The organism is Sphingobium sp. VMM (genome assembly GCF_056790315.1).
Window position 1 is genome coordinate 73,083 of sequence record NZ_JBXGSI010000017.1, and the last position, 14,879, is coordinate 87,961.

Below are 14,879 nucleotides of genomic sequence, written 5' to 3' on the forward strand. Positions count from 1 at the left end.
GGGACGCCGGATCAGCGGCCCGGTTGGCACGTGGCAAACGCCGGCAGGTTCAGGCCGGCGGCGCCTCCTCGAGCCAGAGCGGCTTATCCAGCTTCGCGACGAAAGCGGCATGCCTCTCCAGCTCCTCCGCGCTCGCCGTGAAGACGCGCGCGGGACGAACAGGGCGAACAACGGCGGTTTCCGTCAGTTCCACCCTGACGATCTCTTTCTCTTCCTCCTGTGCAAGACCCAGGCCGATCTGACGGCCGCCGGTCAATTCGACATAGAGCTGCGCCAGCAGTTCGGCGTCGAGCAGCGCGCCATGCTTGACGCGATGGCTGCGGTCGATGCCGTAACGGGTGCAGAGCGCGTCCAGGCTGTGCTTGGCGCCGGGATGCAGGGTGCGGGCGATCGCGACCGTGTCGATCATCCGGTCCATCGACACGGCGTCGCGCGCGCACAGCTTCAATTCGTGATTGAGGAATCCGAAGTCGAAGCGCGCATTATGCGCGACCAACGGGCTGTCCTCCAGAAAATCCATCAGTTCAGCCACACCCTCGCGGAACAGCGGCTTGTCCGACAGGAACTGGCTCGACAGGCCATGCACCGCCTCCGCGGCGGAGGGCATGTCGCGCTGTGGATTATAATAGGCGTGGAAGGTGCGGCCGGTCGGCACGCGATTGATAAGCTCTATGCACCCGATTTCGACCAGCCGATCGCCGGATGCCGGATCAAATCCCGTCGTTTCGGTGTCGAAAATGATCTCGCGCATCGCCCTTTTGAACCGACTCTCTATGACTCTACTTATCTGCCTGTCCGGGCGCCAAGGCAAGCGACCAGACGCCTGACCTGTGCTCGGGTTGCGGCAAATGTCGTACCCGTGTTGATGATATAGTCTGCCCTTAGCCGCTTTTCAGCATCGGGCAGCTGCAAGTGCAGGATTCTACGAAATTTTGCCACCGTCATGCCCGGCCGGGCCAGCACCCGCCGCCGCTGTTTCCATGCGGGCGCACTGACGACGATGATCCCCGCCATGCGCCGGTAGCCACCCGTCTCGAACAGCAAGGGCACGTCTAGAATCACGAATTGGCGCGACCGATGGCGTTTGAGGAATCGCCGACGCGACTCGCCCACGGCGGGATGGACGATCGCCTCCAGCGCCTTCAATTCGGCGGGATGACCGAACACCGCTGCGCCCAGCTTGGCCCGATCGACGCCCCGTGGTCCAGTGGTGCCGGGAAAGCGCGCCTCGATCGCCGGGATCAGCCGGCCGCCCGGCCCCTGCAGCCGATGCACCTCGGCATCGGCATCGAACACCGGCACGCCCTCGCGGCGAAACATCGCCGCGACCGCCGACTTGCCCATGCCGATCGAGCCGGTGAGGCCGTAAATCTTCACCCCGTCGCCGTTCAGTCCGCCGCCGTCAGCAGCGCGCGCAGTTCCGCGTCCAGTTCGCGCGGTGCCTCCGCATCAAAGAAGATGTCGAACGCCAGCGCCGCCTGGCCGATCAGCATTTCCAGCCCGTCCAGCGTCTTGAGGCCCCGGTCGCGCGCCGCCTTCAGCAAGCCCGTCTCCAGCGGCGCATAGACGATGTCATAGACGGTCGCGCTCGCCGGCAGCGGCGACAGGTCCAGATCCAGCGCCGGCTGGCCGACCATGCCCAGCGACGTGCTGTTGACCAGCAGGTCGGCGGCCGGCAGCGCATCCGTCATGCCGATCACCTTGCCCTTCACCCCGGCCCGGTCGAGCAGCGCCTGTCCCTTGGCCGGGTCGCGCGCCATGATCGTGATCTCCGGCACGCCCAGGCTGGTGAGCGCGAACAGGATCGCCCGCGCCGCACCGCCCGCGCCGATCAGCACCGCATGGCGGCCCTTCCACTTGTCGCGCAGCAGCGGCTGCAGGAACCCGCCGGCATCGGTGTTGGTGCCGATCAGCGGCCCTGCGGTCTCGCTGGCGATGGTGTTCATCGCGCCGATCCGGTCGCGCACGCCACCTGGATCATCGGTATAGTCCATCACCGCGATCTTGTGGGGAATGGTGACATTGCAGCCCAGCCAGTCGGGATCGGCCCGACGCTGCAGGAAATAGGCGGACAGCCCCTCGGGTGTCACATGAGTCTTCTTATACTCCGCCTCGATATCCAGCGCCTGCAGCCAGAAATTGTGGATAAGGGGCGATTTGCTGTGGTCGATCGGATCGCCGATCACCTCGGCATAAGGGAGCTTGTCGGTCATGACGCCAGAACGCCCCTTATGCGCAGGAAGTCAAGCAGCGGCAGCAGTGGCAGGCCCTGGATGCCGAACTGGCTGCCTTCCACCCTGGCGAACAGTTGCGCGCCCGGCCCCTCGATCCGGTAGCAGCCAACGCACCATTGGCATTCGTCCCAGTCGTCCTCCAGATAGGAATCGATGAATCCGTCGGACAGGGTCCGCACCGTCATCCGCACCCGTTCGACATGGCGCCAGATCGGTTCATTGTTGAGCACGATCACCGCTGCGCTGTGGAGATGATGGACCCGGCCCGACAGCAGGCGCAGGATGCGCGCGGCATCCGCCTTGTCGACCGCCTTGTCGATCATCGTCCCGTCGTCGAGAGTCAGGGTCTGGTCACAGCCCAGCACCAGCGCGCCCGGCACCCGGCGCGACACTTTGAGCGCCTTCAGCTCCGCCAGGGCATCGGCCAGCGCGCGACCGTCATGGCCATCGGCGCGCAGCGCTTCCTTGGCGGCCTCTTCATCCACACCCGGTGACAGCGCCTCGAACGGCACGCCGGCCGCGCTCAGCATGGCGCGCCGGCTGGCGCTCTGCGAGGCTAGGACGATCATGCTTCATTTCCTTCCGCCAGTTCGCGGTCGTTGAACAGGTTGATGATGGCGGCGGCCGCTTCCTCGATCGACCGGCGGGTCATGTCGATCACCGGCCAGCCATTGTCGGCGAACATGCGCCGCGCAAAGGCCAGTTCCTCCTGCACCTTGTCGCTATCCACATAGGCGGTCTCGGGCGCCTGGTTGAGCGACAGCAGCCGGTTGCGCCGTATCTGGATCAACCGCTCGGGACTGATGGTCAGGCCCACCACCATCGGATGCTTCAGGCCATAAAGGCTGCGCGGCGGCGGCGATTCCGGCACCAGCGGGATGTTGGCGGTCTTGTAGCCGCGATTGGCAAGATAGATGGAGGTAGGCGTCTTCGACGCGCGCGACACCCCCGCCAGGACGATATCGGCCTCCTCCCAATTCTCATGCCCCACGCCATCATCATGGGCGATGGTGAACTGGATCGCCTCAATCCGCGCGAAATAGGCTTCGTCCAGGATATGCTTGCGGCCCGGCCGGGTCCGGGTTTCCTGCCCCAATATGTTGGACAGGGCATCGGCCACGCTGTCGAGCGCAGCGACATGGGGCAGGCCAAGCGCCCGGCAGCGCGTTTCCAGCCGCCGCCGCAGCACATGGTTGGTAAGTGTGAACAGCACCAGGCCGGGATGGGCGGAAATCTCCTCCATGATCCGGTCGAGATGCACTTCGGATCGGACCATCGGCCAGAAATGGCGGATCGCCTCGACATTTTCGAACAGGCCGATCGCCGCCTTGGCGATATTCTCCAGCGTCTCGCCGGTGGAGTCCGAAAGCAGGTGAAGATGGATACGTGACACAGGCATATCTCTGTGAGTCCCCTGTGGATAAAGCAAGGGATAGAGTTGTGGATAACTTTGCAGCCCCATTTCGTCCCCAGAAAGCGGAATCTTATCCACAGCCTCTCAACAGGGCCGGAATCTTATCCACAGCCTGTGGGTAATGGGGATGATTCAGATGACTCGCCGCGGAATCGCGTGACTCCAGAAGTCAAGCTGTTGGCAAAAGCGGGGACAGCGCATAAACCCCCGAACCAACAGCCCAACAACCTCAACATTCCTTTTTAAATATCTTTATAAAGTAGAGAGTTCATGACGGGTCCCGACGCTCACGCCGGCGCAGTCAGCGCCAAGCCGCTCCTTTCCGTATTGCGCGGCGCGGTGCCGCCCGTCCCGCCGATGTGGCTCATGCGCCAGGCTGGCCGCTATCTGCCGGAATATCGCGCACTCCGGGCCGACAAGGGCGGCTTCCTCGAACTGGTCTATGACAGCGCCGCTGCGGCAGAGGTCACGCTCCAGCCGCTGCGCCGCTTCGGCTTCGACGGCGCCATCCTCTTTTCCGACATATTGATCGTCCCCTATGCGATGGGACAGGATCTCTGGTTCGAGGCCGGTGAAGGCCCGCGTCTCGCCCCGATCCTGGCGGAGACCGACCTGCCGGCGCTGAAACCCGATTTCAGCCGCTATGAGGCTGTGTATGAAACGGTCCGGCAGGTGAAGGCTGCGCTGGACCCGTCCGTGACCTTCCTGGGCTTTGCAGGCAGTCCCTGGACGATCGCCACCTATATGGTCGCGGGACAGGGCAGCAAGGACCAGGGCGCCGCGCGTCGCATGGCGTATCAACAGCCCGATCGCTTCGCCGCGCTGATCGACGCGATCGTCGATGCCACCGTCATCTATCTCTCCGGCCAGATCGAAGCCGGCGTGGAAGCGGTGCAATTGTTCGACAGCTGGGCCGGCAGCCTCGCCCCGCTCCAGTTCGAACGCTGGGTGATAGAGCCCAATGCCGCGATCGTCCGCAAATTGAAGGCGCTTCATCCCGACATTCCGGTGATCGGCTTTCCCAAGGGCGCCGGCGCGAAACTGCCGGCCTATGCGATCGGCACCGGCGTCGATGCGGTGGGTGTGGATGAAACGGTCGACCCGCATTGGGCCAACCAGGCGCTGCCCGCCGGCCTTCCGGTGCAGGGCAATCTCGATCCGCTGGCGCTGATTGCCGGCGGTCAGGCGGTGGAACAGGCTGTGGATAACTTGCGCGCCGCCTTTGCCGGCCGGCCCCATATCTTCAACTTGGGCCATGGCATATTGCCCGACACGCCGATCGCCCATGTCGAGGCGCTGATCGCCTATGTGCGCGGAACGGAGACACGCTGATGCCCTATCTCGGCGCCGCTTATCTGTGGGTGAAGGCCGCCCATGTCATCTTCGTCATCTTTCTGATGGCGGGGCTGTTCATGATGCCGCGCTTCTTCGTCTATCATCAGGAAACCGTGCCGGGCTCGGCGGAGGACCAGCGCTGGATCGAACGTGAGACGCGGCTGCTCAAGATCATCCTCAACCCGTCGCTGATCCTCACCTGGGTCTTCGGCCTGATGCTGATGGTGGAAATCGGCGCCTGGCATTTCGGCTGGTTCCACCTGAAGCTGCTCTTCGTCCTGGCGCTGTCCGGCTATCATGGCTGGATCGCCAGCTATGCGAAGAAACTTGCGCGCGGTCAGCGCAGTCTTGCCGACAAGCAGTTGCGCATGCTGAACGAAGTGCCCGGCATCGCCGCGGCGGTGATCGTCATCATGGTGATCGTTCGCCCCTTCTGACGGTCGTAGCGTAAAGCGTCCGAAAAGATCGGGCGCTTTACTTGGCCTCTGGCGCAAGTCTTCGGACTATGCTTTGCCTCCGCCGGTCCGCATCCTGCGGACTTTCTGTGGGGGTATCATGATTCGTCTGTTTTTGTGCGCGGCCGCGTTGGCCGCGCCGATGGCGGCTGCGCAGCAGCCTGCCGTCACCATCGCGCCTGCCGTCGATGGCAATGTCCTGCGTGCCGGTGCCAAGGTGCCCGTTCGCACGCTGGTCGAACTCACCACCAAGAAGAAGGCGGTGAAGGTCGGCGACCGCGTCAATATCGAGACCGCCGAAGCCGTGATGGTCGGCAATAATGTGGTGATCCCCGCCGGCACGCCCGGCATCGCGGAAATCACCAGTGTCCGGAACAAGGGCATGTGGGGCAAGTCCGGCTTCATCGAGGGCCGCGTGCTCTACGTCCGGCTGGGGGGCCGGCAGGTGCGCTTGACCGGCACCTTCAATGACAAGGGCGTGACCGGCACCGCCGGCGTCGTCGGTGCGATCGCGCTGATCCCGGTCGCCGGTTTCTTCACCACCGGCACCAGCGCCAACATCCCGTCGGGCTCGATCATCCCCGCCTTCCTGGACGAGGATATCGCCTTCTCGGTCGACAGCGCGGCGGCGACGCCCGCGCCGATCGCCGCGACCCCTGCCGCAACGCCGGCAGAAGGAACCGCCGCTCCGGCCGCTGGCGCGCTCTGATCGACAGGGGGATCGGGGCCTTCGCCCCGGTCCCTCGGGCTGCTGTCCTACGCCGCCATGACCATGCTATAGCGGGAGTGTCGCCGATCGGGTGACAGGCGAATAGGATCGCCCCCGCGCAACATAATGTCAAAATGTGCGGGAAATGTGCGAAGTTAAGCGGAAGGCGCCCATGAATGACCCGCGCATCTGGTTCGGCCCCAAGCGTATCGGCTGGGGCTATGGTCCCCGCACCTGGGAGGGCTGGGCGGTGGTCGGCCTGCTCGTCCTTGCCGTCATCCTGCTCAAGCGTCTGAGCTGAGATCAGGCCGGCCCTTTAGACTAGATCGACCGCGATATTGTCGATCAGCCGGGTCTTGCCCAGCTTCGCCGCGCCCAGCAGCCGTGCCGGACGGTCGAGCGTCGCGATCGGCTCCAGGCTGTCGGCGTCGCACAGTGTCACATAGTCGATCGGATCGAAACCATGGGTCGCCAGCATGGCGATTGCCTTCGCCAGTGCTGCCTCGACCGGTTCGCCCTTCTCGATCTGCCGCTTCGCCTCACCCAGCGCGCGCGGCAGCGCCAGCGCATCCTTGCGCTCCTGTTCGCTGAGATAGGCGTTGCGCGACGACAGCGCCAAACCATCCTCGGCCCGCTGGGTCGGCATGCCGATGATCTCGATGTCCAGATTGGTGTCGGCAACCATCCGGCGGATCACGGCGAGCTGCTGATAATCCTTCTCGCCAAAGATCGCGACATCGGGTGCGACCTGGTTGAACAGCTTGGTGACGACGGTGGCGACGCCATCGAAATGGCCCGGCCGCGCCGCGCCATCCAGCCCTTCGCTTACCCCCGACACCCGGATATTGGTGGCATAGCCGGCCGGATACATGACCTCGACGCTCGGCGCCCACAGGATGTCGACGCCGGCGGCCTGCAACAGCTGCGCATCCTTCGCCTCGCGCCGGGGATAGGCGTCCAGATCCTCGTTCGGGCCGAACTGGCGGGGATTGACGAAGATCGACACCACGACATGCCGGCCATGGCGGCGCGCTTCCTCGACCAGCGCCATATGCCCGTCATGCAGCGCCCCCATGGTGGGCACCAGCGCCAGCCTCTTTCCGTCGGACTTCAGCGCGGCAACGGCAGCGCGCAGGGCGGGAAGGTCACGGAGAATTTGCACGGGACGAGGGGCTCCGATAAGGGCAGGGACACAGGGGCGTCCTGCTAGGCTTCGCGCCACGGGACCGTCAAGAATCTAGAGCGACAAACACGGGGTTATCAAGGTCCGATGGCGAACGCGCAAACGCACCTCATCGTCTTCGCCAATGAAAAGGGCGGAACCGGCAAGTCGACGACCGCCGTCCACACGGCGATCGCGCTGACTGCGCTCGGCCATAGCGTCGGCCTGATCGATCTCGACCCGCGCCAGCGCACCGTCACCCGCTATATGGAAAACCGCGCCGAAACCGCGCGCCGCCGCGGCATCGATCTGTCGGCACCCGACTTTGCGGTGTTTCAGGGCGACAATGTCGCTGCGCTCGACGAACAGGCGGCGGCGGTTGCCGAGGGCAAGGATTTCCTGATCGTCGACACGCCCGGCCGCGATGATGATTTCGCCCGGCACATGGCGGCCCGCGCCAACACGCTGGTCACGCCGATGAACGACAGTTTCGTCGACTTCGACCTGATCGGCCAGGTCGATGCCGAAACCTTCCGGGTGCGCCGCCTGTCCTTCTATTCCGAACTCATCTTCGAAGCGCGCAAGTCGCGGGCCAAGGCCGATGGCGTGTCGATCGACTGGGTCGTGCTGCGCAACCGCGTCCAGCATCATGATGCCCGCAACAAGAAGCGCGTCGGCGATGCGCTGATGGAATTGTCGCGCCGGGTCGGCTTCCGCGTCATTCCCGGATTGTCGGAACGCGTCATCTTCCGCGAACTCTTCCCCTCGGGCCTGACCCTGCTCGACAAGGGGCATCTGGGCGACCTGGGCATCAGCCATATCGCCGCGCGCCAGGAACTGCGCGAGATGGTGGCCGGATTGGCCTTGCCGACCGGCGATCATGCCGCGTCCGTGGACATGCTCGGCGCCGCCTGATGGGGCTGATCGCGCTGGTGCTGATCGGCCTGGCGGGCTGGCTCATCTGGACCGGGAGATTGCAGCGCATGTCGACCAAGGATGGCATGGCATTGGGGGCGGCGCTGGTCGGCGCGGTGCTGGCGGCCAAGGGCAAGCCCGCGCTCGGCGCGCCGATCCTGCTGGGCGCGGCTCTCTTCTTCGCGTCGCAGGGCAAGGCGAAGAAGGGCGCTAACCGCGCCAGGCGCAAAGCTGCGCCGCCGGTGCAGACTGACAGGGCCGACGTGGAGGGCGCCCGCGCCCTGCTCGGCCTGTCCGTGGATGCCCGCGCGACCGACATCCGCGCCGCACATCGCCGCCTGATCGCCTCGGTCCATCCCGACAAGGGTGGAACCGAAGCGCTGGCTGCCCAGATCAATGCCGCGCGCGACCTGTTGCTCGCCGACCTTGCCGAGCGGGATCGTCCGTCCGCCGACTGATTGCCCCAGAAAGGACTATATGGCCCATCGCTTCCACCCGACCCTGCTGCGCGAATATGACATGCGCGGCGTTGTCGGCCCGATGCTCGGGGAAGCGGACGGCTATGCGCTGGGGCGCAGTTTCGCGACCTGGGTGCGGCGCGCCGGCGGATCAGCGGTCGCGGTCGGCTATGACGGGCGGCTGAGTTCGCCCATGCTGGAGGGCGCGCTGGTGCGCGGCCTCACCGACAGCGGCGTCGATGTGCTGCGTGTCGGTCTCGGTCCCACGCCGATGCTCTATTATGCCGAGGCCGAACTGGACGTGGCGGGCGCCATCCAGGTGACCGGCAGCCATAATCCCGCAGATCAGAATGGTTTCAAGCTGGTCCTGGATCATGCGCCCTTTCATGGCGAGGCGATCCAGCAGCTCGGCGCGATGGCGGCGGCCGGCGACTGGCTGGCGGGCGAAGGCCGGGTGCGCGATGTCGATATTATGCCGGCCTATGTCGAACGGCTGGTGCGCGATTTTGACGGCGCCGCCTGGCGGATCGGCTGGGACGCGGGAAACGGCGCCGCAGGACCGGTCGTGGAGAAGCTGGTGCAACTCCTGCCGGGTGAGCATCATCTGCTCTTCACCAATGTAGACGGCAATTTTCCCAACCATCATCCTGATCCTACCGAAGAAGCGAATCTGGCCGATCTTCGTTCCCTTGTCCTCTCCAGGAAGCTCGATTTCGGCGTGGCTTTCGATGGCGATGGCGACCGGATCGGCGTGGTCGATGGCCTCGGCCGGATCATCTGGGGTGACCAGCTGCTCGGCCTGTTCGCGCAGGTGGTGCTGAAGGATCGTCCCGGCGCCCCGATCGTCGCGGATGTGAAGGCTAGCCAGGCCCTGTTCGACGAGATTGCGCGGCTGGGGGGTGAGCCGGTGCTGTGGAAGACCGGGCACAGCCATATCAAGTCCAAAATGAAGCAGATTGGCAGTCCGCTGGGTGGCGAGATGACCGGCCACATCATGTTCGCCGACGATTTTTACGGTTTTGATGATGGACTCTATGCCGCCGTTCGCCTGATCCGCGCCGCGGCTCGGTTGCGCCGCACCGTCACCGACCTGCGCGGCGGCATGACCGAAATGGTCAACACGCCGGAAATCCGCATCGCTGTGCCGGAAGACCGCAAGTTCGCGATCATCGAAGACCTGCGCGACCGCTTGGTTGCATCCGGCGCAATCGTGGAATCGATCGATGGCGCACGCGTCCGCACTGTCGATGGCTGGTGGCTGCTGCGCGCGTCCAACACCCAGAATGCGCTGACCGCGCGGGCGGAGGCGTCGGATGCTGCGGGATTGGCGCGTCTGCTGGCCGAAATCGAATCCCATTTGCGTGATTCGGGTGTCGATCAGCGATTGCAAGCAGCAAAATAGCCTGTCGCAGCGCGCAAAATTGATATCGCTATCATTATTTCATGCGGAATTTCCCTTAGGGAAACATGGTTTTATGACACCGGTTGCATGAAACGCAATCGCGCCATCATGTTTCGCATTTGCGACGAACGCCGCCTGGCCGCAAAAGGAACTCGCCTTTCAGGCATCCTCTCCTAAAACTTCATAGCCGTCCCTCGGGGCGGCTTTTTTTTTGACCTGTGACGTTGACGCAACAGGGCGGCACTTGCCGTAGCGTCCAGCCGGCCGAAATCCGGGCAATTGAGCGAAAAATCGCGGAAATCCGTCATTGGCGCCTGTAGAAATCGTCGGGATAGCTGTTATGCGCATGGTTCCATAAGTCGCATGAGGCGTTTAAGCGCCCGCACCAAATGGCCAAATGAGCTTTTAGCAGAGGAAACGCCATGTCCCTTCGCCGTCGCATTCTTCCCACCATCCTGCTGACCGGCGCGATTGTCGCACCGATGCCGGCGCTGGCCGGTGGCTTCTATCTTCAGGAACAGTCGCCGGTGGAAACCGGCCGCGCCATGGCTGGCGGCGCCGCTGCAGGTGACGATCCCTCGACCATCTATTTCAACCCCGCCGCCATGACCCAGCTGTCGGGCGTCCAGGTTTCGGCCGGCGTCAACGCCCTGATGGCTTCCGCCCACCAGACCAACCGTGGCAGCTATCGCTCGGTCCCCGGTTCGACCGCCCGCGTGCCGGTGACCGGCAATGACGGTGGCCAGCCGTTCGAAAGCGTCATCCCGGTTCCCAATTTCTACGCCTCGGCGCAGGTCACCGACCGGCTGTGGCTGGGCCTGGGCGTCAATGCGCCCTTCGGCCTGAAGCTGGAATATGATGACGGTTTCTTCGGTCGCTATGACTCGATCTACACCGACCTCAAGACCTACAACATCCAGCCTTCGGCCGCGTTCAAGCTGAACGACAATTTCTCGATCGGCGGCGGCGTCGATGTGCAATATGTGAAGGCTAACCTGACCAACGCGCTGCCGCAGGTGTCGCCGCTGGTCACCACCGACGGCTTCACCAAGCTGAAGGGCGACGACTGGACCGTCGGCTGGAACGCCGGCCTGTTCTACACCAACGGCACCACCAATGTCGGCGTCCACTATCGGTCGGGCATCAACCACAAGCTCAAGGGCACCCAGACCATTTCCGGCCTGGTGACGCCGCTCAGCGCCGCCAATGGCGAGTTCGATGCCTCGGCACCGCTGGACCTGCCCGATATTGTCACCGTGTCCTTCATGCACAAGCTGACGCCGAACCTGCGCGCGATGATCACCGGCAAATGGTATGGCTGGTCCAGCTTCAAGGGGATCGAGGTCACCTCGGCCACCGGCACCACCAACAAGGAACTGGATTACAAGGACAGCTACAGCGTCAGCCTGGGCGGCGAATATGATTTCAGCCCCGCCTTCACGCTGCGCGCCGGCACCATGTTCGACCGTTCGCCGACCAATCCGCAGCATCTGACCACCCGCGTGCCCGATGGCGACCGCGTGTGGCTGACGGGCGGCGCGACCTGGAATATCTCGCCGGCCTTCGCGCTGAACGTCGCCTACGCCCATACCTGGGTGGAAAAGGCGAACATCATTCGCCCGGACAGCTATTTCCCGTCGCCGGCCACCGTCACCGCCACGACCCTGGCACAGACCAGCGGCAATGCGGACCAGGTTGCCGCATCGCTGACCGCGCGCTTCTAAAAAGCTGCGTTAATGCTTATAGGGGGCTCCAGAGATCTGGAGCCCCTTTTCATGTCCGAACATAATCCCGGCCTGCGCCCCTGGCGCGACATCGCCCGACGGCAGTCGCGGCAGATCATGGTCGGCAACGTCCCCGTGGGCGGCGGTGCGCCGGTCACGGTGCAGACCATGACCAACACGCTGACCCATGACGTCAAGGCGACGATCGACCAGATCCGTCGCTGCGAGGATGCCGGCGTCGACATCATCCGCGTGTCCTGCCCTGACGAGGAATCGACCGCGGCGCTCAAACAGATCGTCCGCGCCGCGCGCGTGCCGATCGTTGCCGACATCCATTTCCACTATAAGCGCGCGCTGGAAGCGGCCGATGCCGGTGCTGCCTGCCTGCGCATCAATCCCGGCAATATCGGTTCGGCCGCGCGGGTGAAGGAAGTGGTGGACGCCGCCAAGGCCAATAATTGCTCGATCCGCATCGGCGTCAATGCCGGCAGCCTGGAACGCGACCTGCTCGAAAAATATGGCGAGCCTTGCCCGGAAGCGCTGGTCGAAAGCGCGCTCGACCATATCAAGCTGCTGCAGGACCAGGATTTCCACGAATATAAGGTCGCGGTGAAGGCGAGCGACGTGTTCCTGGCGGTCGCGGCCTATATGCAACTGGCCGACGCGGTCGATTGTCCGCTGCATCTTGGCATCACCGAAGCCGGCGGCCTGATCGGCGGCACGGTCAAGAGCGCGATCGGCATCGGCAATCTGCTCTGGGCCGGCATTGGCGACACGATCCGCGTCTCGCTCTCGGCCGAACCGGAAGAGGAAGTGCGGGTCGGCTATGAGATGCTCAAGACGCTCGGCATCCGCACCCGCGGCGTCAAGGTCATCTCCTGCCCCAGCTGCGCGCGGCAGGGCTTCGACGTGATCCGCACCGTCCAGGCGTTGGAGGAACGGCTGCAGCATATCAACACGCCGCTCTCGCTCTCGGTGCTGGGCTGCGTCGTCAACGGTCCGGGTGAAGCGCGCGAGACCGATATCGGCCTGACCGGCGGCGGCAATGGCAAGCATATGGTCTATCTGTCGGGCGTCACCGATCACACGATCCAGGATGCCGACATGGTCGACCATATCGTCAGGCTGGTCGAGGCCAAGGCGGCCGAGATCGAGGCAGCGGCGAGCGACGCGGGACAGGTCCAGGCGGCGGAATGACGGACAGCGCCGACCGGTCCGCCATCGCCCATGGCGCAAGCGCTACGGGCGCGCAGGCGGTCGGCGCGTCCGCTATTGGGACATTGGCCCTGGGCGCGATCGCATTGGGGGCAATAGCGGTCGGCGTCCTGGCCATCGGTCGCCTGCGCATCGGCAAGGCACGGATCACCCGGCTTCATATCGACGAATTGCATATCGGCAGGATCGTCGGCTCCGGTCGCGACTGATCCCGTCACCCGTCGATGGATCGTCCGCTTTCTTCTCCCCGCAGCCCGTCCGTGCTGTTGCCCTTCCTCATCTGCTGCCTTGGCGTCGCGCTTTTTTCGGTGATGGACGCGGCGATGAAGGGGCTCAGCCTCTCGATCGGCCTTTATAATGCGCTGCTCTGGCGTGCGATCACCGGCAGCCTGCTCGGGCTGGTCCTGATGCTCGCCACCCGCCAGCGCTGGCCCAACCGTTCCGTGCTGCGCCTGCATCTGCTGCGCGGCGTGGTGGTCGCGCTGATGGCCAGCTTCTTCTTCTGGGCGATCATGCGCCTGCCACTGGCCGAAGCCATTGCCCTCTCCTTCATCGCCCCGCTGATCGCGCTCTATCTGGCAGCGCTGCTGCTCAAGGAACGGATCGGGCGGCAGGCGATCGGCGCCTCGCTGCTCGGCCTGGTCGGGGTCGGCGTGATCCTGTCGGGGCGGATGCGCGGCGACTATGATGGCGATGCGCTGATGGGGGCGGGCGCGGTGCTGCTTTCGGCGATACTGTTCGCCTGGAACCTGATCCTCCAGCGCCAGCAGGCCCAGCTTGCCTCGCCGATCGAGGTCGCCTTCTTCCAGCATCTGGTCATGCTGGGCGTGTTCGCGATCGGTGCGCCGGCCTGGGCGATCGTGCCGACCGGAGCGGCGGTGCCGCTGGTGCTGCTGGCCGCCATGCTGGCCTTCACTTCTCTCGCGGCGCTCGCCTGGGCCTATGCGCGTGCGGAAGCCCAGCGGCTGATCCCGGTCGAATATACCGCCTTCGTCTGGGCCGCGATCTTCGGCTGGCTGGCCTTTGGCGAGCAACTGACGCTCACCACCCTTGCCGGTGCCTTGTTGATCGTCGCCGGCTGCCTTATCGCCGCGCGCACGAAACGGGCGGATATCGCCCATGTGGAAGCGGGAGCGGCATGAGCAAGGTCATCATCAGGGACGCGCAATCAACGGATATCGATACTATCCGGAATTTCATCCTGGCGCTCGCCGATTATGAGAAGCTGGCCCATGAAGTGAAGGCCGACCGCGAGACGCTGGCCCGCTATCTGTTCGGACCCCGGCCGATGGCGGAGGTGCTGATCGCCGAGCATGATGGCGCGCCGATCGGCTTTGCCCTTTTCTTCCACAATTTCTCGACCTTCGAGGGGCGTCCCGGCCTCTATCTGGAGGATCTGTTCGTCCTGCCCGAAGCGCGGGGCCTCGGCGCCGGCAAGGCGTTGCTCGCCCGTCTCGCCCGATTGGCGATCGCGCGCGACTGCGCCCGGCTCGAATGGTCGGTGCTCGACTGGAATGCACCGGCCATCGCCTTCTACCGGGCGATCGGCGCCCGGCCGATGGACGAATGGACCGTGCAGCGCGTCGACGGCGATGCGCTCAGCGCCCTCGCATCGCATCCTGCAGGCTGACGCCCAGCAGCACGATCGCAAAGCTGCTCAGGGCAATCACGACAAAGGCGGGATAGAAAGAGGCGAACATGGCGACATCTCCTTTCGCCGCCCATTTTGCGCCTGCGCCCCAGGCGCGCGACATACGCAATGTTGCGGATGGGGCGGGACGAGCCGAGGGGCCGCAGGCTTGACGAGGACTCCTGGCTCGGCGCATTGTGCCGGAACGGAACATTTGGGGGACATT

18 protein-coding genes are annotated in these 14,879 nt (G+C 64.5%); 12 read left to right on the forward strand and 6 right to left on the reverse strand.

What is annotated here, in order from left to right; all coding sequences use genetic code 11:
* Positions 1-49: 49 nt before the first annotated feature.
* From dnaQ to ACUCV3_RS19985, 5 genes are read right to left on the reverse strand one after another with little or no spacing between them, the layout of a single operon-like run.
* On the reverse strand, positions 50-751 hold the full coding sequence (dnaQ, locus tag ACUCV3_RS19965; RefSeq protein WP_004209199.1) for a DNA polymerase III subunit epsilon: 702 nt from the start codon (positions 749-751) through the stop codon (positions 50-52).
* A gap of 32 nt (positions 752-783) precedes the next feature.
* Positions 784-1,377 carry a dephospho-CoA kinase gene (gene coaE / locus ACUCV3_RS19970; RefSeq protein ID WP_279728330.1) on the reverse strand — a complete coding sequence of 198 codons (594 nt, stop codon included), beginning with the start codon at positions 1,375-1,377 and terminating at the stop codon, positions 784-786.
* A gap of 11 nt (positions 1,378-1,388) precedes the next feature.
* Positions 1,389-2,213 carry a shikimate dehydrogenase gene (aroE, locus tag ACUCV3_RS19975; protein WP_279728329.1) on the reverse strand — a complete coding sequence of 275 codons (825 nt, stop codon included), beginning with the start codon at positions 2,211-2,213 and terminating at the stop codon, positions 1,389-1,391.
* Entirely contained in the window at positions 2,210-2,803 is a 594-nt protein-coding gene (locus ACUCV3_RS19980) for a Maf family protein (protein WP_279728328.1), read from the reverse strand. Before ACUCV3_RS19980 ends, aroE begins: the two co-directional genes overlap by 4 nt.
* A complete protein-coding gene (locus tag ACUCV3_RS19985) occupies positions 2,800-3,627 on the reverse strand; it encodes a pyruvate, water dikinase regulatory protein (protein ID WP_026108809.1) in 828 nt (275 codons plus the stop codon). The genes ACUCV3_RS19980 and ACUCV3_RS19985 overlap by 4 nt, the downstream gene beginning before the upstream one ends.
* Positions 3,628-3,918: 291 nt before the next feature.
* On the opposite strand from ACUCV3_RS19985, the gene hemE reads away from it, so the two are divergent.
* The 4 genes from hemE (at position 3,919) to ACUCV3_RS20005 (ending at position 6,448) form a co-directional block, all read left to right on the forward strand.
* Entirely contained in the window at positions 3,919-4,980 is a 1,062-nt protein-coding gene (hemE, locus tag ACUCV3_RS19990; protein ID WP_161732564.1) for a uroporphyrinogen decarboxylase, read from the forward strand.
* The gene (locus ACUCV3_RS19995) at positions 4,980-5,420 is read left to right on the forward strand and encodes a CopD family protein (protein WP_010335790.1); all 441 of its coding nucleotides are present in this window, start codon (positions 4,980-4,982) and stop codon (positions 5,418-5,420) included. The genes hemE and ACUCV3_RS19995 overlap by 1 nt, the downstream gene beginning before the upstream one ends.
* A 118-nt stretch (positions 5,421-5,538) precedes the next feature.
* On the forward strand, positions 5,539-6,147 hold the full coding sequence (locus ACUCV3_RS20000; RefSeq protein ID WP_279728326.1) for a hypothetical protein: 609 nt from the start codon (positions 5,539-5,541) through the stop codon (positions 6,145-6,147).
* A 172-nt stretch (positions 6,148-6,319) separates the two neighbouring features.
* Positions 6,320-6,448: a hypothetical protein gene (locus ACUCV3_RS20005; RefSeq protein ID WP_279728325.1), complete on the forward strand. Its 129-nt coding sequence runs from the start codon at positions 6,320-6,322 to the stop codon at positions 6,446-6,448.
* A 15-nt stretch (positions 6,449-6,463) separates the two neighbouring features.
* Here ACUCV3_RS20005 and panC read toward each other — a convergent pair whose 3' ends face one another.
* Complete coding sequence (gene panC, locus ACUCV3_RS20010) at positions 6,464-7,309, reverse strand: pantoate--beta-alanine ligase (RefSeq protein ID WP_279728324.1); 846 nt, start codon at positions 7,307-7,309, stop codon at positions 6,464-6,466.
* A 108-nt stretch (positions 7,310-7,417) separates the two neighbouring features.
* On the opposite strand from panC, the gene ACUCV3_RS20015 reads away from it, so the two are divergent.
* From ACUCV3_RS20015 to ACUCV3_RS20050, 8 genes are all read left to right on the forward strand, one after another.
* Complete coding sequence (locus ACUCV3_RS20015; RefSeq protein WP_004209209.1) at positions 7,418-8,224, forward strand: division plane positioning ATPase MipZ; 807 nt, start codon at positions 7,418-7,420, stop codon at positions 8,222-8,224.
* Entirely contained in the window at positions 8,224-8,682 is a 459-nt protein-coding gene (locus ACUCV3_RS20020; protein ID WP_279728323.1) for a J domain-containing protein, read from the forward strand. Before ACUCV3_RS20015 ends, ACUCV3_RS20020 begins: the two co-directional genes overlap by 1 nt.
* A 19-nt stretch (positions 8,683-8,701) precedes the next feature.
* Positions 8,702-10,084 carry a phosphoglucomutase/phosphomannomutase PgmG gene (gene pgmG, locus ACUCV3_RS20025; RefSeq protein WP_279728322.1) on the forward strand — a complete coding sequence of 461 codons (1,383 nt, stop codon included), beginning with the start codon at positions 8,702-8,704 and terminating at the stop codon, positions 10,082-10,084.
* 422 nt (positions 10,085-10,506) lie between these two features.
* Positions 10,507-11,808, forward strand: coding sequence for an OmpP1/FadL family transporter (locus ACUCV3_RS20030; RefSeq protein ID WP_004209213.1), 1,302 nt, complete (start codon positions 10,507-10,509; stop codon positions 11,806-11,808).
* A 51-nt stretch (positions 11,809-11,859) separates the two neighbouring features.
* Complete coding sequence (gene ispG, locus ACUCV3_RS20035; RefSeq protein WP_004209214.1) at positions 11,860-13,005, forward strand: flavodoxin-dependent (E)-4-hydroxy-3-methylbut-2-enyl-diphosphate synthase; 1,146 nt, start codon at positions 11,860-11,862, stop codon at positions 13,003-13,005.
* A complete protein-coding gene (locus ACUCV3_RS20040; protein WP_279728320.1) occupies positions 13,002-13,232 on the forward strand; it encodes a hypothetical protein in 231 nt (76 codons plus the stop codon). Before ispG ends, ACUCV3_RS20040 begins: the two co-directional genes overlap by 4 nt.
* Positions 13,233-13,247: 15 nt before the next feature.
* The gene (locus tag ACUCV3_RS20045) at positions 13,248-14,165 is read left to right on the forward strand and encodes a DMT family transporter (RefSeq protein WP_279728319.1); all 918 of its coding nucleotides are present in this window, start codon (positions 13,248-13,250) and stop codon (positions 14,163-14,165) included.
* Positions 14,162-14,653, forward strand: a complete 492-nt coding sequence (locus tag ACUCV3_RS20050) for a GNAT family N-acetyltransferase (RefSeq protein ID WP_017499425.1) — start codon at positions 14,162-14,164, stop codon at positions 14,651-14,653. The genes ACUCV3_RS20045 and ACUCV3_RS20050 overlap by 4 nt, the downstream gene beginning before the upstream one ends.
* Positions 14,654-14,879: the final 226 nt, after the last annotated feature.